Origin of the sequence: Caballeronia sp. ATUFL_F1_KS4A, assembly GCF_023630905.1 — a bacterium.
Classification (GTDB): domain Bacteria; phylum Pseudomonadota; class Gammaproteobacteria; order Burkholderiales; family Burkholderiaceae; genus Caballeronia; species Caballeronia zhejiangensis.
Genome location: NZ_JALQEB010000039.1, coordinates 313352 through 333616, shown reverse-complemented (window position 1 = coordinate 333616; position 20265 = coordinate 313352). Strand labels below are relative to the sequence as shown.

The following is a 20265-nucleotide window of genomic DNA, read 5'->3' as shown; positions in this document are numbered from 1 at the left end:
GTCGGCGTGTTTAAGGGCCGGATAGATACGGCGTCATGGATTCTTTTGTTTGCTCGCACGATTTTCTTGAAGCCGTGCGTCTGTGTTTGGCGAGCGTTCGTATTGACTGATACGTCGGTAGATTGTGGCCAACGCCGTAAAACTTACTTGAATCTGAACAAGATTGGAGAACTCCCATGCTTCACCAACTCGATGTCCGTAGAACCCTTGCGTTGTCGGTTTCCATCGCGACGTTGTTAGCTGCAAGCTCGGCAGTTGCAGGTGGTAATGGCAACGGTGGAAATGGCAGCGGCGGATCTCACGGTGCCGCCACGTCGGGCATGACGTATCACAGTGAGCCGGTATCGAGCCCTTGGAATCGAATTCCGGGGGACATGCCGAGAGAGGTAAGTTCGACGGATGCCAAAGCGCGCTCGACGTCGGCGGGTACGCCCGATATGTCGATGGCACCGGGAGAATAGGGTATCGGGTAATCGACTGGAAGAGGGCGGCGACGTTCTCGCGATGTGAATGTTTCGGATGCCGATTCAATTGCGCAGCAATCGACGACTTACCCGCACCGCATCCGACCGACGGCAAAGCCGGTCAACCCCGGCGCGGGCGAAGCCGACCTGGCAATGCGCGGCGCGACGCCGCCTCGCCAGTCGTACCTGTTCGCTTACTGGCTCGCACCCGCGGGTGCGTCGCTGGCGGCGGTCGCCGGGAAGCGGGCGGCAGCCGGCGCGGATGACCCTGCGCTGTCGCTTGCCGCGGTGCTTCCGCCGCTCGTATTGCGGTTGCAGCCCGACGTAAAGCAGACGGACGCCGTCACTGCGGCGATCAACATGGCCCTGATCGTGATGGTTCGGTTCATGGCGTGCTCCTCATGGACTTATCGAGTCAAATGGCGCTGCGTTCGACCGGCAGCGCCGATGTCAGTCGGGTGACTTCAGGCGGTCGCCTTCGCTTTGCGTGCCCGGCGGTGTTCCCGGCTTGGTAGCGGGACCGGCGTCCGGCGCGCGATCCTCGTTGGGGCCGCGCGGCGCCGGCTCCTTCGGGTTCGCCGGGATGTTCTCGGTGTGTCCCGGCACCGGCTGCCCTTCGATATGCTGCGGCGTCTGTTCGTCGGTCATGATTGCCTCGTCGATGCCTGATGGTTGTCCGGCTTGGGATCGGGTTCCGCCGTGGTATCGGTGCCGCTCTTGCCATTGCTGCGGTTGGTGATCTCGCCGGTTTCGTCGAGGACGTCGTCGGGATCGTCGTCGGCATCCTCGTCGGGAGCCGACAGCCATTGAAGCAGCGGCAGACGCGCTGTGTACTGCGATGCAGGCATGAAGAAGTGGGTCATGGTGATCGCTCGATTGGCTGAAGGTAGTGAGATCGAGCAAGCGTTATTCCATCAGCGTGACGAGCGCATGCATTGCCGACTCCGCACTCAGGCGCCGTTGCCATCGCTTCGCGCTGCGCCGCGCATCTCGTCCGCCGGACGCGGAAAGCCCGTGCGGTCAAGATAAAGCTGGGCGTAATGCTCCGAGCGTTCGCTGCGCTGCCGCGCCCGGTCATCGGACAGCGAAGTCACCGCGCGCGCATCGAGCGCGGTGACGCCCGCGACGTTGAGCAAGGCGCCGAGCGCACGCGTGTGCGCGCCTTGCCGGCGTTCGCGTGGCGCCGTCGCCACGGTCATCAGATCGAGCGCGTCGCCGCCGATGCGCGCCATCAGATACGGAGACGGATCGCGCGACGAAAGTATGCCGATGCCGCAGGCAATCTCTCTCAGCCCATACAGCCTGACGAGGCCAGGGCTGACGCGCAGGCCGGACATGCGTGCGACGGTACGGGGCGCAAGCAGTTGGGCGGTTCCCAATGCGAGACTGAAGAATGCGAGTCCACGGGCAAGCGAGTGGCCCTTCGCTTGCTGGTTGTCGGTCGCGGGATACTGGCTCATGGTGTGTTCCGGCTAGGTATGACGACTGGATGAACGAACATGTCGAAGCCTTCTGCAAGGCTTATTTCTTCGCTTCCTGACCGGATGCCGAGCGGTCGAGATATTCGGTCGAGATGGAAGGGATGTGTTCGAGCAGCCATTGCGCCATTGCCTGCTCCTGAGGCAGGATCCGTTCGCACGCGGCCCGGGTTTCGGCATCGCCGCAGCGCGTCGCTGCCGCAATCAGCGAGGTGTAGGACGCGATCTCCATGTTCTCGAACACATAGCTCATGATGGCGCCTTTCACGACTTCGTCGGTCATGGTCATGCCGCCCGCCGCTTGCGCGAAGGCCATCATCTTGGCGGCAAGATCCTTGACCGTCGATGTGCTGCCGCCGAGCCGCTCGATGCACGCGGCGACGATCTTCTGCTGGTCCAGCGTTTCTTCCAGATGCTGATCGATACGCGCCTTCAGTTGCGGATAGTGCTCGAGGCGCCCGGACTGCGCGCGCAGCATTTGCTCGGCTTGCTGTTCCATCGCGTGCGCGTCGCGAAGCCAGTCGAGCAGGTGTTCGGTCGGTTGAGCCATGGTGTCTCCCGGATCGATGTGAACGGATGAGCGAAGCAATCGCGCTTCGCGCTGCCCGATGACTCGCAATCGTCATGCCGCGCATGTTCGTGGCATGACGACGAATAGTTAGGATGCCCTTCGTACTGTTGCGACATGAAAATAAAGCGCGATACTTCAAGCGCGCCTTGAATGGCGCGTTATCTTCCGTGGCTTCAGCCCGCCGTTTTCAGGCGGGCCTTTTTTTTGCACAAAGTCGCATCGAGCGGGGCAGATGGATCGACCAGCCCGTGCCCGATGTGCGGGCGAGTCACGCGCTTCCCGAGCATCTCGGGTACGCTTCGTCCGCTGCCGAAAGAAGGCATGAACATCGCACGCACCAGGAGTTTTTCCCATGCTCGCCGCAATTGCTACATTGCTCGTTTTCCAGTGTCTCGGAGAAGGGCTTTCCTATCTCTTCAGCCTGCCGGTGCCCGGCCCGGTCATCGGCATGCTTCTGCTCGCCGGATACTGCGCATTGCGTCCGGCCGCCGCGGCCACGCTCGAACCCACGGCGCTCGAACTGCTCCGGCACCTGTCTCTGCTGTTCGTGCCGGCGGGCGTCGGCATCATGGTTTCGGCGCATGCGCTGCGCGGCGACGTGCTTGCCGTCGTGTTCTCCGTTGCAGTCAGTACCACACTCGCGATCGCCGTCACCGCGCTCGTCATGCGTGCGATGCTGCGCGGCCGCCGCCGCGTCGCCCATGAACACGGAGACCGCACATGATCCCGGTGCCGCACTTCGGAGCGATCTGGGTCTATCTGGCGGCCACGCCGCTGCTCGGCCTTACCATCACGCTGCTCGCGTACCTCATCGCGCAGCGCATCTACGCGGCGTGCCGCTTCAATCCGCTCGCCAATCCGGTGCTGATTTCGGTGGCCATCGTCGTCGTGGTGCTCAAGACGAGCGGCACGGCCTACGAAACGTATTTCGACGGCGCGCAGTTCGTGCATTTTCTGCTCGGGCCGGCCACGGTCGCGCTGGCGTTGCCGCTTTATCGGCAGTGGGCGAATCTGAAGCGGCTCGCGTGGCCGATTCTCGTGAGTCTCGCCGCCGGCTCGCTGACCGCGATCGTATCCGCCGTGTCCGTGGCGGCCTTGCTCGGGGCGTCGCGTCAGTCGATTGCATCGCTCGCGCCGAAGTCCGCGACGACGCCCATCGCGATGGCCGTGGCGAAGGAGATCGGCGGCGTGCCTTCGCTGACGGCGGTGCTCGTCATCACGACGGGCGTGTTCGGCGCCGTCACCGCGCGGGGTATCCTCAATGTGCTGCGCGTTTCCGACGTCGAGGCGCGCGGCTTCGCGCTCGGCGTGGCGTCGCATGGCATCGGCACGGCGCGCGCCTTTCAGGTCAGCGAAGAGATGGGCGCGTTCGCCGGCCTCGGCATGGGGCTGAACGGCGTGTTTACCGCGTTCGTCGTGCCCGTTCTGCTGCCTGTGTTGTCGAAGCTGCTGTGATGTCCGCGCGCCCGGCTTGAATGTCGCACGGAATAGCCATTGCTGGCGACGACGGCATGGGTCGCGCCCCGCGCGACGTCACAACCGCCAAGGAACCTGTCCATGTCACAGCCTGCACTGTTCCAACCTGCGCGCTTGCGCAATCTGGCCCTCGCCAATCGCATCGTGATCGCGCCGATGTGCCAGTACTCCGCCGAAGACGGCTGCATGAACGACTGGCATCTGATTCACCTCGGTCAGCTCGCGCTGTCCGGCGCGGCCTTGCTCACCATCGAAGCAACGGCCGTGCTGCCGGAGGGACGCATCACATATGCGGATGTCGGTCTCTGGAACGACGAAACCGAAGCGGCGCTGAAGCGCACGCTCGACGGCATCCGGCGATGGTCGGACATGCCGGTCGCGATCCAGTTGAGTCACGCGGGACGCAAGGCATCGACCGATGTGCCGTGGGAAGGCGGCGCCCAGATTCCAGCCGATCACGCGCATGGCTGGCAGACCGAAGCGCCTTCGAGCGTCGCCTATGAGGACGGTGAAGCGCCGCCGGTCGCGCTCGATGCGGCCGGACTCGCGCGCATCCGCGATGCGTTCACGGCGGCCGCCACGCGCGCGGCGCGTCTCGGCATCGATCTCGTTCAGATCCACGCGGCGCATGGCTACTTGCTGCATCAGTTCTTGTCGCCGTTGTCGAACCGGCGCGACGATGAATACGGCGGTTCGCTCGAGAACCGCATGCGTTTTCCGCTCGAAGTGTTCGACGCCGTGCGCGCCGCATTTCCCGCCGAGCGGCCGGTGACGATCCGCGTGTCCGGCACCGATTGGGTCGACGGCGGCTGGGACATCGAGCAGACCGTCGCATTCGCCAAAGCGCTCGAAGCGCGCGGCTGCGATGCCGTTCACGTATCGAGCGGCGGGCTTCATCCGGCGCAGAAGATTCCGGTCGGGCCGAGCTATCAGGTGCCGCTCGCGCGCGCCGTGAAGCAGGCGGTCGGGATGCCGGTCATCGCGGTCGGGCTGATCACGGGCATCGAACAGGCGGAGGCCATCGTCGGAACCGGCGATGCCGACATGATCGCGCTCGCGCGCACGGCCCTGTACGACCCGCGCTGGCCTTGGCACGCCGCGGCGGAGCTGGGCGCACAGGTGCGCGCGCCGAAGCAGTATCTGCGCTCGCAGCCGCATCAGTACCGGCATCTCTTCGAAGAAGACTGATCGTGCGATGCGGTCGCGCGCTCGAAGGGAGCGACGCTTGCAAGCCGGTTCTCATGGCGGCGTTCGTTCGCCGCCCTTCGCGCCGGGCGCGAGCACGTTCGGCAACACCGGATTCTCGGGCTGCGTATAGCGCACCTGCACGAGACGGGTGATCGCAGCGAGGCTCTCCTCGGCGGAATCCCGATGTTCGCGCTCGACGGCGGCGGTTTCGTCGGCGAGTTCGGCGTCGCCGATTACATCGCGGAACCACGTCGAATAGTCGCCGCGCCGCAGATGAAAGAGCCATGTGTCTTCATCGACGCCATCGGCCAGTTCGAGGAAAAGCGTGAGGTTGTGCGCGCGCAGCTTGAGCCGATTCTCCGGCCCGCGAAAGTAGAAACTGCGCTCGGGGATAAGCATGCCCGCCGCATATTTGCGCACATGACGGCGACGCTGCGTTTTGGCCGGCTCCACGCGAACGATGCGCGGATCGCCCCAGGCGTCGCCGCTGAGCGGCTCGCGCCGCCAGACGAGCGCCTGACCGACTTCGGGCGCGTCCGATAGCCGGCGCGGCATCGCGATGCCCGCGGCGCGCGCGAACTCCTCGAGCGCTTCCCAGGCGCCGGGACCTGCGCCGATGAACACGTTGACGCGTTCGAGCACGCGCTGCGAGATCGCGTTCGGATGCACCGTCGCGAAAATGGCCGGGCCGAGTTGCTCCGGCAGGGTTTCGTCGGCGGCGTTCGCGGCGTTCGGGAAAAGCTGATGCGCCTCGTCGAACAATATCCAGTGCGGCCGCCCGTTGAGCGCGCGCGTCGATTGCAGCTCGGCGAGCAGTTCCGCGCAGTACGAAGGCCGCTCGGCGAACGCAACGTGCATCAGATTCGCGACGACAGGCTGGCGCGGCTGGCGCAGCAACTTCATGATGTCGTCGCCTTTGGGCGCGTGCTCCGCATTGCCGATGGCGAGCGTCTTTTCGAGATTGTCGAAATCGCCTTCCGGATCGAGCGCGCAGAACTGATATCCCGCCGCGCACAGACGCTCCATGAGTCCGGTGAGCAGGGTCGACTTGCCGCCGCCCGACTGCCCGGCGAGCAGCGCGACGGTGCCTTGCTGTTCGAGCGTTTCGGCGGTGTCTTCATCGCCGCCATCGCCGCTTACGGTGCGATGCCCGATCAGCAGGTTGTGCCGCGCGTCGCGTCGGCTCAGGTGTGCGAGGTCGTCGGCCAGAATCTTGTCGATGAGTTCCGCGACGCCCGCCCCGGCGACGCCTTCGAGACAGATATCCGCGTGCGCCTTCAGCACATCGAGCGCGTTGCCGACCGCGGCGCCGAACTCGCACGCGTCCAGCAGCGGATGATCGTTCTGCGCATCGCCGACGCCGACGGCATTGCGCGGCGAGAGCGCCATCGCATCGAGGGCGGCATCGAGCCCCGTCGCCTTGCTGATGCCGGGCGCGAGAATCATCACCGCGTCGCCGTTGAACACGACGTGCAGATCGAGGCCGAGTTCGCGGATCGCTTCGTGCGCCTGTTCGTCGTACGGGCGCGATGTGGCGACGAGCGTCTCGCTCACGCTCAGGTGCTTCACGCCGTGTTGCCGCATCGCTTCGACGAACGCGGCGGGCGGCGGCGGCGCGAGAAGCGTGCGCTCGCGCGTCGCCGGGTGATAGAGCACGCCGCCGTTCTCCGCGACCACATACGAAAACCGGTCGATGCCGTCGCACAGACTCAGCAGATCGTCGAGTTCGCGGCCGGTCACGAGCACCATATGGCGGCCGGATTCGCGCAGCCGGTCGACGGCGCGCCACGTCGCTTCATCGACGCGGCCATGCTCCGCCAGCGTGCCGTCGTAATCGCTTGCAACCACCATGCAGCGCATTCAAACCTCCGTCAATGTGAGCCGCGCGGTGCGCTCGCGCACGAGCCGCTCGTAGACCTCGACATAAGCACGCGCCATGCGCTCCGCCGTGAAAAACTGCTCGAAGCGCGCGCGGCATGCGCGCCGGTCGATCTCCGGCAATCGCGCGACGGCTTCGACCGCCTCGTCCTCGTCGCGCACGATGAACCCGCTCACGCCATGCTCGATGATCTCCGGCACCGAACCGCGCCCGAACGCGATGACCGGCGTGCCGCACGCCAGCGCTTCGATCATCGCGATGCCGAAGGGCTCCGGCCAGGCGATCGGAAAGAGCATCGCGCGGGCATGGCCGAGCAGTCCGCGCTTGCCGTGATCGTCGAGTTCGCCGACGAATTCGACGTGCGGCGCCTCGATGAGCGGTTCGACATCGCGAATGAAGTAGGGGCGATCCGCTTCGTCGATCTTCGCCGCGATCCTGAGCGGCACGTTCGCCCGCCGCGCGATGCGGATGGCCGCGTCCGGTCCCTTCGATGGCGCGATACGTCCGACGAACGCGAGATGCTGTTCCGCCCGCGCCTGAAACGGCAGCAACGCCGCGGGCATGCCGTGATGCACGGTCGCGGTCCAGCCGGCCCACGGCATCGGCTCGCGCTGCGCATCGGAGATGGACACGAGCGGCACATCGGCGAAACGCCGGTAAAGCGCGTCGAGGCCGGGCACGTCGAGCCGCCAGTGAAGCGTCGTAACGTGCGCGGCATCGAGCCGGCGCGCGTACGGAAAGCTCATGTAGTCCGTATGAAAATGCACGATGTCGAAATCGCCGGACGCGCGCACGACGTCCTCGAGCATCGCGAAGTGGAAGGCTTGCGGATCGGCGGTGTCTTCGAGCAGTCTCACGGCGCAGTCCGAACTCGCGACGAGCTTCGCGCGTGTGCGCGAGTCGGCGCTTGCAAAGAGCGTGACGTCGTGTCCCATCTTCACGAGTTCTTCCGTGAGCCAGGACACGACGCGCTCTATGCCGCCGTAACGTCGCGGCGGCACGCTCTCATAAAGAGTGGAAACCTGGGCGATGCGCATGGCCAATTACGCGAGTGAATGCAACCGGGAACGGCAATCGTCATGCCTGCATCGGGTCGCCGGGTGCCCATTCCTCGCCGCCTTGCGCTGGATCCGCGAGCAGCGTGCGATAAATCGCGAGGTAATCGCGCGTCATGCGCTCGGCGCTGAAGCGCCGCTCGAAGCTGCGCCGGCAATCGTTGCGACGAATGGTGCCGAGTTTCTGCACTGCACGCACGGCCTGTTCGACATCGTCGACGATGAAACCCGTCACGCCATGCTCGACGATCTCCGGCACCGCACCGCGCCGGAAAGCGATCGCGGGCGTGCCGGAAGCCATCGCCTCGATGAGCACGAGGCCGAAGGGCTCCTCCCAGCCGATCGGAAACATCAACGCACGCGCGTGGGAGAAGAGTTCGAGGCGCGTCTCGCCGCCCACTTCGCCGAGATATTCGACGAACGATTGCGAGGCCTCCAGCATCGGATAAATCTCTTCCCTGAACCACGCGCGTTCGCCGGGATGCACGGCGGCGGCGATCTTGAGCGGCAGCCCCGCGCGCCGCGCGATCTCGACGGCGCGCTCGATTCCCTTCTCGGGCATCATGCGGCCCACGAAAAACAGATAGTCGCCGCCGTTCGGAGAGAAGCGCATGGCATCGAGCGGCAGGCCATGATGCACGGTGCCGATCCAGTTGGCGTGCGGTGTGTCCTTGCGCTGGCTGTCCGAGATGGAAACGAGCGGCGCATCGGGATAAGCCTCGTAGAGCGGACCGTGATCGGGCACGAGCAGTCGGCCGTGCACGGTCGTAAGCGACGGACACGACATATACCGCTGCAATGGCAGATGAAACGGCTCGCCGTGGAAGTGAACGAGGTCGAACTGCGCGGAGCGGCGCACGACGGCGTCGAGCTGACGCAGATGATGGCTCGTCGTATCCCACACGCGTTCGTCACGCCAGAGTCCCACCGGATGTGTCGCGCGAAGGCGCGCCTGGGTCTTCGAGTCGCCCGCAGCGAACAATGTGACGTCGTGACCCCACGCGACGAGTTGTTCCGTCAGCGCGGAAACGACGCGTTCGGTCGCGCCATAGGCTTTGGGGGGAACGCTTTCATAGAGCGGTGCAACTTGTGCGATCTTCATTTTGCGGTCCTTGCGGGCCGTTCGCTGCAAGCCCGATTGCTTGCGGATGACGGATAAGCTCGCCGAGCAATCGAAGGGCCACACGCGCGACGATCGCGGGTCGCGCTCGAAACAGGCACGTCGCCGCCGCGATTCAGATCATTTGTCCTGGACGCCGGGCTTCGCCGGATGGCCGATTGCGCCGCCGGTGTGCTGATTGTCGTGGCCGGCGAGATATCGATCGATCAGCCGGCGCGCCTGTTCGACGCCGCCGCGCAGCGCTTCCGCGCTCGTCAGCCAGTTGGGTTCGACCGTCTCGACTTGAGGCAGAGCCACCGGCCGTCCGTTGCGGGTGACGCGCAGCTCGGGTGTCCAGTCGCCGGTTGGCGTTTGTTTCGTCGATACCTCGACGTCGTAGCCGCCAAGGGAAAAGGTCTCGGTTTTCATCGTCGGTCTTGTATCGGTTGGATCGGTTGTTTCGGGTGAACGAGGTCGCAGCAGCAGGCCCTATGCCCGACAGGCATCGAATCTGCTGTAAGCAAGCATCGCATCGTGCACGACGCACGCAGCAGCGGCCTCAGGAGAAGAGTCAATGTCCGAATCGCAAGCAGGCGCCGAGTCGCCCCACCTCGACCACGATCAGCGCGAGCAAGCCGCGGATCATTCGACGCCGCATGCGCTCGTCATCCACGAAATCGTGCGCGAAGAGGGCGAAACCGCGATGGAGCGCACGGCCTCGGCGCTCATATGGTCCGGGCTCGCGGCGGGTCTTTCGATGGGTTTCTCCTTTCTCGTTCAGGCGATCTTGCAAAGCGAGCTGCCTGCATCCAAATCGCAGCATCTGATTGCAAGCCTGGGATATACGATCGGCTTCGTGTTCGTCATCCTCGGGCGTCAGCAGCTTTTCACCGAGAGCACGCTGACAGCGGTGCTGCCCGTGCTCACGCGGCGTGACTTGCGCACAGTGGGTAAAACGCTGCGCCTATGGTCTATCGTGTTGTTGTCCAATCTCGTCGGAACGGCCGTATTCGCCGCGCTTCTGCAGTTCAAGGACGTGTTCGATCCCGACGTCAACGCGGCGCTCGCGGAGGTCGCGCGTGCGCCTTTCAGCGCCGGCTTCGGCGTCACACTGGTACGCGCCGTCTTCGCCGGCTGGCTGATCGCGCTGATGGTCTGGCTCTTGCCGAGCGCGCGGTCCGCGCGCCTGCTCACCATCCTGCTCGTGACTTACACCGTCGGCGTGAGCAAGCTGACGCACGTCATCGCCAGTTCGGCCGAGGCCGCGTATGCCGTGATGACGCACGCCGCGAGCATCGGCGATTACTTCGGCGTGTTCCTGCTGCCGACGCTTCTCGGGAACATGATCGGCGGGATATCGATGGTCGCGATCGTCAACCATGCGGCCATCGCGCCGGAAATCGGCGACACGCAGTAACGCGGACTCTGCCGGCCCGGAGCCGTGGACCGCTGCACCGTCAGCGGGATTTATCGCACCACGGCTGGGTCATTGCTGAACCGGCGTGGATCACGCCCGGTCGCCGCAAGTCGCGACGCTGATGCCAAATCGTTGATTTAACGGCGGAATCTGTCACTGGCACGGACAGTGCATTGTGCGTTCAACTTGTATTCAAGATTGAACTCATGAACGCGACCGCATCTGCCGGCGATCACGCACCGCTCACCGTTCGCGCACTTCTCGATGCGTACGCGCGCGGCGATACCGACCCGCAGCGAATCGCCGTAGCGACGCTTGCTCGCTTCGAAGCGAGTGATCGCCCGGAAGCATGGACGCTCGTCGTTCCGGCAGCGGATCTGCAAACGACGGCAGCGTCGCTTGCACGCGAGCTCGCCGAAGCCGGACCCGCGATCTTCGAGCGCAAGCCTTTATTCGGCGTGCCGTTCGCGGTGAAGGACAACATCGACATTGCGGGCTTGCCGACGACCGCTGCATGTCCGGCGTTCGCCTATACGCCCGGCGAAACGGCGTTCGCCGTGCAGCGCTTGATCGATGCGGGCGCGATGCTCATCGGCAAGACGAATCTCGATCAGTTCGCGACCGGGCTCGTCGGCACGCGCTCGCCGCATGGCGCCGTGCGACAAGTTAGTCATCCGGAATATGTGTCGGGCGGATCGAGTTCCGGTTCGGCGGTGACGGTGGCGCAGGGCATCGTCGCGTTTTCGCTCGGCACCGATACCGCCGGTTCGGGCCGCGTGCCGGCGGGTTTCAACGGCATCGTCGGATTGAAGCCGTCGCTGGGGCTCGTCAGCAAGCGCGGGGTCGTGCCCGCGTGCAAGAGTCTCGATACGCTATCGATCTTCGCGCACGACGTCGCCGATGCCTGGATCGTGCTGCAGCAGATGGTCACTTTCGATGCGCTCGACGGTTATTCGCGCCGCGTCGCAGCGCTCGGCTTGCTTCCGGATGCGCCGCGCGTCGCGATTCCCGACACGCTGGAATTCTTCGGCGACACGCACGCGGCCGACGCCTTCGCGGCGACGCTGGATCGTCTGCAACTCGAACCCGCGACGTTTCCCTTCGCGCCGATGCAACGCGCGGCCGCGTTGCTGTACGACGGTCCGTGGGTCGCGGAACGCCGCGCGGCGCTGGGCGATTTCTTCGTCACGAACCGCGATGACATCGATCCGACCGTAGCGAAAGTGATCGGCAAGGCCGACGCATTCTCCGCCGCCGACGCATTCAACGCGCAATACGAACTCACGCTGCTGAAGCGTGAGGCGGAAGCGTTGTTCGAACGTTTCGATATCCTGATCGTTCCGACGACGCCGACGCATCCGACCTTCGCGCAAGTGCAGGCGAACCCGGTCGAAGTGAACAGCCGTCTCGGCGTCTATACGAACTTCGTCAATCTGCTCGACCTGTGCGCGCTCGCCGTGCCGGGACCGCCGCGCGCCGATGGCTTGCCCGCGGGCATCACGCTCATTGGGCCAGCGGGCGCGGATCGGAGACTCGCGGCATTGGGCGCGAAGATTCAGGCACTTTCCGATGCCAGCATCGATCCGCTGCCGATCCAGGAGCCAAGCATCGAGCTCGCCGTAGTCGGCGCACATCTGCGCGGCATGCCGCTCGAATGGCAGATGAAGCAGGCGGGCGCGCGGTTCATCGAAGAAACGATGACGTCGCCGCACTACACGCTCTACGCATTAGCCGATACGCAGCCGCCGAAGCCCGGACTCGTGCGCACCGAAAACGAGGGTGCCGCGATCGCCATCGAGATATGGGAGATGCCTATGCGGACCTTCGGCGCATTCGTCGCGGCGATTCCCGCGCCGCTCGGTATCGGCACGGTCACGACCGCCGATGGCCGCATCGTCAAAGGCTTCATCTGCGAACCGGCCGCCGTCGCGCCGGACAGCGGCGCCCGCGACATCACTTCCTTCGGCGGCTGGCGCGCGTATCGGCACAGCCTCGTCTCTTCATCCAGCGATCAACTCAAACAGGAAGCTACATCATGACCAATCGCCGCCAGTTCATCCAAGGCGCGGGCGCGCTCGCGCTCGGCAGCGCGCTGCCCTTCGATCTCGCCTTCGGCGCAAGCAATCTCACCGTCGGCGTGATCTATGTCGGCGCGAAGGGCGATTACGGCTATAACCAGGCGCAGGCTCAGGCCGCCGCGATCATCAAGAAGATGCCGGGCGTGAAGGTGGTCGAGGAAGAGAACGTGCCCGAGACCGTAGCCGTGCAAAAGACGATGGAAGCGATGATCGAACAGGACGGCGCGACGCTCATCTTCGCGACTTCGTTCGGCTATTTCGATCCGCACGTGCTGAAGATGGCCGCGAAGTATCCAAAGGTCCGCTTCGCGCATTGCGGCGGTTTGTGGAAGCAGGGCAATCCGCCGAATATCGCGAGCTACTTCGGCTATATCGATGAATGTCAGTACCTCAACGGCGTCGTCGCGGGACACGTGAGCAAGAGCAAGAAGCTCGGTTTCGTCGCCGCCAAGCCGATTCCACAAGTGCTGCGCAATATCAATGCGTTCACGCTCGGCGCGCAATCGGTGGATCCGTCTATCACCACGCACGTCATCTTCACCGGCGACTGGTCGATGCCGGTCAAGGAAGCCGAAGCGGCCAACAGTCTCGTCGATCAGGGGTGCGATGTGCTGACCTGTCACGTCGACGGTCCGAAGGTCGTCATCGAAACGGCGGAGAAGCGCGGCGCGATGAGTTGCGGCTATCACGCGAGTCAGGCCGCGCTTGCGCCGAAGGGTTATCTGACGGGCGCGGAGTGGGATTGGGCGACGCCTTTCAAGGAACTCGTCACGGATGCGCAGACCAGCAAGCCGCAGCCCAACATTCTGCGCGGCGGCCTGAAGGAAGGCTTCGTGAAGATGTCGCCCTACGGCGCGAAAGTCACGGCCGATGCGAAGTCCAATGCCGACGCCATCAAGACGAAGATGGCCGCGGGCGATTACGTGATCTTCAAAGGCCCGATGAAGGACAACAAGGGCGGCAGTGCCATCGCATCGGGCACGGCTTACGCGCAGACGGATATCAAGCTGGAAAGCATGAACTATCTCGTCGCGGGCGTCGTCGGGCAGATCTGATTCATTCCTTCGCGGAGCCGGCATGCGTTCCTATCCTCTGTTACCGCACGTGGCGCTGGGCGCGTTGCCCGCTTTGCCGACGTTGTGCGCGCTCATCGGCACGCTGGTGCTGTTCTCGCTATTCCTGCTCGTGCAGGGCCAGCCCGCCGACGATGCGCTCGTGCTGATCGCGCAAGGCGCATTCGGCTCGTCGTTCGCGTGGCAGAGCACGTTGCTGCGCGCCGCGCCGCTGATGCTCACCGCGTTGTGCGTCGCGTTGCCTGCGCAGGTCGGGCTGATCGTGATCGGTGGCGAAGGCGCGCTCGCGCTCGGCGGACTCGCATCGGCGGTCGTGGCGACGGTCGTGCCCGCCGCGATGCCGTGGTTCATCGTCGCTCCGTTGATGGCGCTCGCCGGCATGATCGCGGGCGGCGTGTGGATCGGCGCGGTCGGCGCAATGCGGCAACTGCGCGGCGTCAACGAGACGATCAGCAGTCTGTTGATGTCGTACATCGCGATTGCATTGTTCAAGCATCTCGTCGAAGGACCGTTGCGCGATCCCGCGAGTCTCAACAAGCCTTCGACGCCGCCCGTTCCCGACGCGTTCTCGATCGGTTCGTTGCCGGGTCTCGACGTGCATTGGGGCTTGTTCTGGGGCGCGCTCGCGTGCGTCGCGGCATGGGTCTTCGTGCGCCACAGCACCAAAGGCTTCGCGATGCGCATCGCGGGCGGCAACAACCATGCGGCGAAGCTCGTCGGGCTGCCGGTGAACAAGCTCGCGATCGCGGCCTGCGCGATGGGCGGCGCGGCGGCCGGTCTCGCGGGCATGTTCGAAGTCGCGGCGGTGCAGGGCAGCGCGAACGCATCGCTGCTGGCGGGTTACGGCTATGCGGGGATTCTCGTGGCGTTCGCGGCGCGTCAGAACCCGTTGGCGATCATTCTGTGCGCGGTGCTCGTCGGCGGTATCGAAGCGAGCGGTTCGCTTCTGCAACGCCGCCTGGGTCTGCCCGATGCCACCACGCTCGTCCTGCAAGGTCTGCTCTTTGCCAACCTGCTCGCGTGGGAAGCCATGGGCGGTCGTCTCGCGGCGTGGCGCATCAGGCTGCAGGCGATGACCGTCGCGCGCTCGTCGGTTCGACTGGAGGGCACTCATGTTTGACGCACATTCACCCGTCGCGGTGCTGCTGCTGTCGTTGTTCGCGGGCGCCATCCGCGTGAGCACGCCTTATTTGTTCGTGAGCATCGGCGAATGTCTGACGGAGAAGGGCGGGCGCGTCAATCTCGGCCTCGAAGGCATTCTCGTATCCGGCGCGATGACCGGTTATGCGGCCGCGTATCTGTCCGGCTCACCGTGGCTCGGCGTGCTCGCGGCCGGCTGCGCGGGGTTGCTGCTCGGCTGCCTGCACGGTCTCGTGTGCTCGTTGCCGCGCGTGTCGGACATCGCGTTCGGCATCGCGCTGATGCTGGTCGGCACCGGCCTCGCGTTCTATCTCGGCAAGCCGTTCATCGAGCCGCAAGCGCCGATGTTGTCATCGATCGATCTCGGTGCTTGGGCTTCGTCGCCGCAGTTGCATAACGCGTTGCATGTCAATCCGCTCTTCATCATCGGCGTCGCGCTGGCGTTCGCGTTGCAATGGGGCTTGCGACATACGCGTTGGGGCATGGCTTTGCGTCTCGTCGGCGAGAACGCGGAAAGCGCCCGCGCGATGGGTTATCCGATCACGCGCGTTCGCATTCTCGCGACGACGGTCGGCGGCTTCTTCGCGGGCGTAGGCGGCGCGTATCTGTCGCTGGTGTATCCGGGAAGCTGGAACGAAGGCTTGTCGAGCGGACAAGGCCTGATGGCCGTCGCGCTCGTCATCTTCGCGCGCTGGCAGCCGTTGCGATGCCTGTGGGCCGCGCTGATCTTCGGCGCAGCGGGCGCGCTCGGACCCGCGTTGCAGGCCATCGGCGTGACGAGCGGTTACTACCTTTTCAATGCGGCGCCTTACGTCCTCACCCTCGTCATCATGATCGTCAATTGCCGTCCCGACCGCACGCTCGCGGGTGCGCCCGGCGAACTGAGTCTCACGCGTTGAACCCTATTTTCATGGAGTCGAACACATGAGCCGCTTCATCGAAGCACGTCCCTATCCGTGGCCCTACGACGGCAATCTGCGGCCGGAGAACACCGCGCTCGTCATCATCGACATGCAGACGGACTTTTGCGGCATCGGCGGTTATGTCGACAAGATGGGCTATGACCTCTCGATGACGCGCGCGCCCATCGAACCGATCAGGAACGTACTCACGCTGATGCGCGAGCAAGGCTTCACGATCATTCATACGCGCGAAGGGCACCGGCCCGATCTGTCGGATTTGCCCGCCAACAAGCGATGGAGAAGCCGTCGCGCGGGCACGAACGGCATCGGCATCGGCGATGAAGGACCCTGCGGCAAGATACTCGTGCGCGGCGAACCGGGCTGGGAAATCATCGATGAACTGAAGCCGATCGAAGGCGAGATCGTCATCGACAAGCCAGGCAAAGGCTCGTTCTGCGCAACGGACCTCGAAATGGTATTGCGCACGCGCGGCATCGTGAATCTGGTGCTCACGGGCATCACGACCGATGTCTGCGTTCACACGACGATGCGCGAAGCGAACGATCGCGGCTTCGAATGCACCATTCTCGCGGATTGTTGCGGCGCGACCGATCAGGGCAATCACGACGCCGCGCTCGACATGGTGCTGATGCAGGGCGGCGTATTCGGCACGGTGTCGGATTCGAAGGCTTTGCTCGCGACGCTGGGACGCTGACCATGAACGCACCGACCAAAGCGATGAGCGTGGAAGTGCTCGGCGCGACGAAGCGTTTCGGCGCTTTCACCGCGCTCGACGACGTGACGCTCAAAGTGCGCGCGGGCACCGTGCATGCGCTGCTCGGCGAAAACGGCGCGGGCAAGAGTACGCTCGTGAAAGGGCTCGTCGGTTATGGCGTGCTCGATCACGGCGAGATCATCGCGGATGCGCGGCAGGTGAGAATCGCGTCGCCGCGCGATGCACAGGCGCTCGGCATCGGCATGGTGTATCAGCATTTCACGCTGGCGGCGGGCTTGTCGGTCGAAGAGAATTTGCTGCTCGCGCGCGGGCGATTGCCGTGGAAGATCGACTGGCCGAAGGAACGTGCCGCGCTCGATGCCTTCATGCGTTCGATGCCCTTTCGTCTGCCTCTCGATGCGCCCGTCGCCGGTCTCGCCGCAGGAGAAAAGCAGAAGCTCGAGATTCTGAAACAGCTTTATTTGCAGCAGCGTTTCCTCATTCTCGATGAACCCACGTCCGTGCTCACGCCGCAGGAAGCAGACGAAGTGCTCGGCCTGATGCGCGATCTCGCCACGCGCGGCGAGCTGACCGTGTTGATGATCACGCACAAGTTCCGTGAAGTGATGGCGTATGCCGACGACGTGACCGTGTTGCGCAAGGGCAGGCTCGTCGGGACGAGCGCGGTCGCGGATACGAGCCGCGACAAGCTCGCCGCGTGGATGATGGGCGGTGAATCCGCGAAGCAGGACGATCCCGAACTCGCCGGAATGCAGCCCGGACGCAAGCCGCTCGATGCGGCTTCGCCCGTGCGTCTCGCGCTGTCCAGTCTCAACGTCGTCGATGATCGTGGACATCGGGCGGTGCGCGATGTTTCGCTCAGCGTGAAGTCGGGCGAGATACTCGGCATCGCGGGCGTATCGGGCAACGGGCAGAAGGAACTGATCGAAGCGCTCGTCGGCCAGCGCCGCGTGCAAAGCGGTGAAATGCACATGCATGGCGAGCCATACCGCGCGACGCGTGAAGAGATGACGCGGCTGCGCGTATTTGCGCTCCCCGAAGAACCGCTGCGCAATGCGTGCGTCGCGAACATGAGCATCGCGGACAACCTCGCCTTGCGCGACTTCGACCGTGCGCCGATGAAGCGTCACGGCTGGCGTCTCGATCGCCGTGCGATGCGCGAACGCGCCGAACGTCTCATCGCCGAGTTCAACGTGAAACCGCCGGTGCCGGCGCGCGCCATCGGCACGTTGTCGGGCGGCAACGTGCAGCGCGCCGTGCTCGCGCGCGAGCTCGGGCAAGCGGTGGATGTGCTGATCGTCGCGAATCCCGTATTCGGACTGGACTTCGCATCGGTCGCGGACATCCACGCGCGCATTCTCGCCGCACGCGATGCAGGCGCCGCAGTGCTGCTCGTCAGCGAAGACCTCGATGAACTGCTGGAACTGGCGGATCGCATCGCGGTGATCGCGGAAGGGCGGCTGGTACACGAAACGGCTGCGAGCGGCGCGGATCGCGTCGCGTTGGGAAGACACATGGCGGGTCATGTCGAAAGCGCCACGCGCGCTGCGTCGGAGCCGCTCGCCGTTCACGCATAAAGGAGCAAGGAAGAATGAGTTCGAGCGGTCTCGGTGGATTGAACAAGTCGCCGCAAGGCATCGTCGTGGGTCTCGTGCAGTTGCAGAATCCGGCTGTCGCCACCCCGGAGCAACTGGCCGCGCAGACACGGCGCATCGTCGAACTGATCGGCAAGGCGCGCCGCAACAATCCGTCGATGGATCTGGTCGTGTTTCCCGAATACATGCTGCACGGCCTGTCGATGGATACGAACGATGCCATCATGTGCTCGCTCGACGGTCCCGAAGTGGCCGCGTTCAAGGCGGCGTGCATCGAGCATCGCATCTGGGGATGCTTCTCCATCATGGAGCGCAATCCAGGCGGCAATCCCTATAACAGCGGGATCATCATCGACGATCGGGGCGAGGTGCGACTCTACTATCGCAAGATGCATCCGTGGGTGCCGGTCGAGCCGTGGGAGCCGGGCAATCTCGGCGTGCCGGTGTGCATCGGGCCGAAGGGCGCGAAGCTCTCGCTCATCATCTGTCATGACGGCATGTTTCCGGAGATGGCGCGCGAAGCCGCTTACAAGGGCGCGGAAATCATCTTGCGCACGGCGGGCTATACCGCGCCCATTCGCCATGCCTGGCAAATCACCAATCAGTCGAACGCATTCCAGAATCTCGCGCAGACCGCGAGCGTGTGTCTGTGCGGCAGCGACGGCACGTTCGACTCGATGGGCGAAGGCATGTTCTGCGATTTCGACGGCACGGTGTTGGTCGAAGGCAGTCATCGCCCGGATGAGATCATCACCTGTGAAATGCGCCCCGATCTCGTGCGCGAAGCCCGCATTCACTGGGGCGTCGAAAACAACATCTATCAGTTCGGACATCGCGGCTATGTCGCCGTGAAGGGCGGCGCGCAGGATTGTCCTTACACGTTCATGCAGGACATGGTGCGTGGCGAATATCGTCTGCCGTGGGAGGACGAAGTCGTCGTGAAAGACGGGACGTCATGCGGTTTTTCGAAACCCGAACGCCGATACGAGGGCTGACGCCATGCCTACCCTGACCCGCGCCCGACCGTCTCCGTTCACGTTCGATGTAGCGCATACGGCGTTGATCGTCATCGACATGCAGCGCGACTTCGTGGAGCCGGGCGGCTTCGGCGAAGCGCTCGGCAACGATGTGTCGCTGCTGACGTCGATCGTGCCGACCGTCGCGCAGCTGATCGAACATGCGCGCGGTCGCGGCTGGCTCGTCGTGCATACGCGCGAATCGCACGCGCCTGATCTCTCCGATTGTCCGGATGCGAAGCGGCTGCGCGGCGCGCCACGAGCGCGCATCGGCGATATGGGACCGATGGGCCGCATTCTCGTTCGCGGCGAACCGGGCAACGCCATCGTCGATGCGGTCGCGCCCATTACGGGCGAGATCGTCATCGACAAGCCCGGCAAAGGCGCCTTTTACGCAACGCGCCTCGGCGAAGAGCTTGCGCGATGCGGCATCACGCATCTCGTGTTCGCAGGCGTCACGACCGAAGTATGCGTGCAGACGAGCATGCGCGAAGCGAACGATCGCGGCTACGAATGCGTGCTGATAGAAGACGCGACGGCGAGCTACATACCGTCGTTCAAGACTGCGACCATCGAGATGATTCGCTCGCAGGGCGGCATCGTCGGATGGACGGCCACGCTCGCCGATGTGCTGGAGAATTGATGGAACTGAATCGTCCGGAAACGGTGGCTGAAGTCGAGCGCGCGTTCATCGCCTATGAGAAGGCGCTCGTCGATAACGATGTGGCTACCATGAACGCGCTCTTCTGGCACGCGCCGGAAACGGTACGATACGGCATTGCCGAAGTGCAGCATGGCGGCGATGAAATTCGCCGCTGGCGCGAGACGTGCGCGCCGGTGCCGCGTTCGCGGCGTTTGCATCGAACGGTGGTCACGACTTTCGGCACGGATTACGCTTCGGTCAGCACCGAATTCACGAGCGATGCCACGCCTTTGCTCGGACGTCAGATGCAGACGTGGGCGCGCATCGGCCATGCATCGAATGCGTTCGCGGGGTGGACCATCGTCGCGGCGCACGTGAGCCTGATCGAAACGCCCTGAAGAGGCATTACACGGAGACATCGAATCAACTCGCCCAAACTCACGGAGCGCAGTGCC

At 64.4% G+C, this 20265-nt stretch carries 22 protein-coding genes; 14 read left to right on the top strand and 8 right to left on the bottom strand.

Going from position 1 to position 20265, the window contains the following annotated elements; translation table 11 throughout:
* Positions 1-506: 506 nt before the first annotated feature.
* Positions 507-926 (top strand): hypothetical protein, encoded by a 420-nt coding sequence (locus NCS03_RS26960; protein WP_250530181.1) that lies wholly within the window; start codon positions 507-509, stop codon positions 924-926.
* Here NCS03_RS26960 and NCS03_RS26955 read toward each other — a convergent pair.
* From NCS03_RS26955 to NCS03_RS26940, 4 genes are all read right to left on the bottom strand, one after another.
* A complete protein-coding gene (locus tag NCS03_RS26955; RefSeq protein WP_008346702.1) occupies positions 915-1112 on the bottom strand; it encodes a hypothetical protein in 198 nt (65 codons plus the stop codon). The genes NCS03_RS26960 and NCS03_RS26955 overlap by 12 nt on opposite strands.
* Positions 1109-1327 (bottom strand): hypothetical protein, encoded by a 219-nt coding sequence (locus NCS03_RS26950; protein ID WP_250437279.1) that lies wholly within the window; start codon positions 1325-1327, stop codon positions 1109-1111. The genes NCS03_RS26955 and NCS03_RS26950 overlap by 4 nt, the downstream gene beginning before the upstream one ends.
* A gap of 87 nt (positions 1328-1414) precedes the next feature.
* Positions 1415-1924, bottom strand: coding sequence for a hypothetical protein (locus tag NCS03_RS26945; protein ID WP_008346698.1), 510 nt, complete (start codon positions 1922-1924; stop codon positions 1415-1417).
* A 61-nt stretch (positions 1925-1985) separates the two neighbouring features.
* The gene (locus NCS03_RS26940; RefSeq protein WP_008346696.1) at positions 1986-2492 is read right to left on the bottom strand and encodes a ferritin-like domain-containing protein; all 507 of its coding nucleotides are present in this window, start codon (positions 2490-2492) and stop codon (positions 1986-1988) included.
* 373 nt (positions 2493-2865) lie between these two features.
* On the opposite strand from NCS03_RS26940, the gene NCS03_RS26935 reads away from it, so the two are divergent.
* The 3 genes from NCS03_RS26935 to NCS03_RS26925 all read left to right on the top strand — a co-directional run bounded on the left by NCS03_RS26935 (position 2866) and on the right by NCS03_RS26925 (position 5177).
* Positions 2866-3237: a CidA/LrgA family protein gene (locus tag NCS03_RS26935; RefSeq protein ID WP_008346694.1), complete on the top strand. Its 372-nt coding sequence runs from the start codon at positions 2866-2868 to the stop codon at positions 3235-3237.
* Positions 3234-3968 carry an LrgB family protein gene (locus tag NCS03_RS26930; protein ID WP_008346692.1) on the top strand — a complete coding sequence of 245 codons (735 nt, stop codon included), beginning with the start codon at positions 3234-3236 and terminating at the stop codon, positions 3966-3968. The genes NCS03_RS26935 and NCS03_RS26930 overlap by 4 nt, the downstream gene beginning before the upstream one ends.
* Before the next feature lie 102 nt (positions 3969-4070).
* Positions 4071-5177 carry an NADH:flavin oxidoreductase/NADH oxidase gene (locus tag NCS03_RS26925; RefSeq protein WP_250530180.1) on the top strand — a complete coding sequence of 369 codons (1107 nt, stop codon included), beginning with the start codon at positions 4071-4073 and terminating at the stop codon, positions 5175-5177.
* A gap of 51 nt (positions 5178-5228) precedes the next feature.
* Here the strand turns inward: NCS03_RS26925 and NCS03_RS26920 are convergent, their stop codons facing one another.
* The 4 genes from NCS03_RS26920 to NCS03_RS26905 form a co-directional block, all read right to left on the bottom strand.
* A complete protein-coding gene (locus NCS03_RS26920; protein ID WP_250530179.1) occupies positions 5229-7037 on the bottom strand; it encodes an HAD-IIB family hydrolase in 1809 nt (602 codons plus the stop codon).
* Positions 7038-8093 (bottom strand): glycosyltransferase family 4 protein, encoded by a 1056-nt coding sequence (locus tag NCS03_RS26915; protein WP_250456940.1) that lies wholly within the window; start codon positions 8091-8093, stop codon positions 7038-7040.
* 40 nt (positions 8094-8133) lie between these two features.
* Positions 8134-9213, bottom strand: coding sequence for a glycosyltransferase family 4 protein (locus NCS03_RS26910; RefSeq protein WP_250530178.1), 1080 nt, complete (start codon positions 9211-9213; stop codon positions 8134-8136).
* A gap of 138 nt (positions 9214-9351) precedes the next feature.
* Positions 9352-9639 carry a DUF6566 family protein gene (locus tag NCS03_RS26905; protein ID WP_175981646.1) on the bottom strand — a complete coding sequence of 96 codons (288 nt, stop codon included), beginning with the start codon at positions 9637-9639 and terminating at the stop codon, positions 9352-9354.
* 145 nt (positions 9640-9784) lie between these two features.
* Here NCS03_RS26905 and NCS03_RS26900 point away from each other — a divergent pair, with 145 nt between their 5' ends.
* From NCS03_RS26900 to hpxZ, 10 genes are all read left to right on the top strand, one after another.
* Positions 9785-10627, top strand: coding sequence for a formate/nitrite transporter family protein (locus NCS03_RS26900; RefSeq protein WP_008346682.1), 843 nt, complete (start codon positions 9785-9787; stop codon positions 10625-10627).
* Positions 10628-10833: 206 nt separating this feature from the next.
* A complete protein-coding gene (gene atzF, locus NCS03_RS26895; RefSeq protein WP_250530177.1) occupies positions 10834-12666 on the top strand; it encodes an allophanate hydrolase in 1833 nt (610 codons plus the stop codon).
* Positions 12663-13760 (top strand): BMP family ABC transporter substrate-binding protein, encoded by a 1098-nt coding sequence (locus NCS03_RS26890; protein WP_008346678.1) that lies wholly within the window; start codon positions 12663-12665, stop codon positions 13758-13760. Before atzF ends, NCS03_RS26890 begins: the two co-directional genes overlap by 4 nt.
* Positions 13761-13782: 22 nt before the next feature.
* Positions 13783-14898: an ABC transporter permease gene (locus NCS03_RS26885; protein WP_250530176.1), complete on the top strand. Its 1116-nt coding sequence runs from the start codon at positions 13783-13785 to the stop codon at positions 14896-14898.
* Entirely contained in the window at positions 14891-15817 is a 927-nt protein-coding gene (locus tag NCS03_RS26880) for an ABC transporter permease (RefSeq protein ID WP_008346674.1), read from the top strand. Before NCS03_RS26885 ends, NCS03_RS26880 begins: the two co-directional genes overlap by 8 nt.
* A gap of 25 nt (positions 15818-15842) precedes the next feature.
* Complete coding sequence (gene biuH / locus NCS03_RS26875; RefSeq protein ID WP_250530175.1) at positions 15843-16535, top strand: biuret amidohydrolase; 693 nt, start codon at positions 15843-15845, stop codon at positions 16533-16535.
* Between the two features lie 2 nt (positions 16536-16537).
* Positions 16538-18133: an ABC transporter ATP-binding protein gene (locus tag NCS03_RS26870; RefSeq protein WP_250503964.1), complete on the top strand. Its 1596-nt coding sequence runs from the start codon at positions 16538-16540 to the stop codon at positions 18131-18133.
* A 14-nt stretch (positions 18134-18147) separates the two neighbouring features.
* Positions 18148-19146 (top strand): formamidase, encoded by a 999-nt coding sequence (locus NCS03_RS26865; protein ID WP_008346670.1) that lies wholly within the window; start codon positions 18148-18150, stop codon positions 19144-19146.
* A 4-nt stretch (positions 19147-19150) separates the two neighbouring features.
* A complete protein-coding gene (locus tag NCS03_RS26860; RefSeq protein WP_250530174.1) occupies positions 19151-19810 on the top strand; it encodes a cysteine hydrolase family protein in 660 nt (219 codons plus the stop codon).
* The gene (hpxZ, locus tag NCS03_RS26855; RefSeq protein ID WP_250441454.1) at positions 19810-20208 is read left to right on the top strand and encodes an oxalurate catabolism protein HpxZ; all 399 of its coding nucleotides are present in this window, start codon (positions 19810-19812) and stop codon (positions 20206-20208) included. Before NCS03_RS26860 ends, hpxZ begins: the two co-directional genes overlap by 1 nt.
* Positions 20209-20265 lie beyond the last annotated feature (57 nt).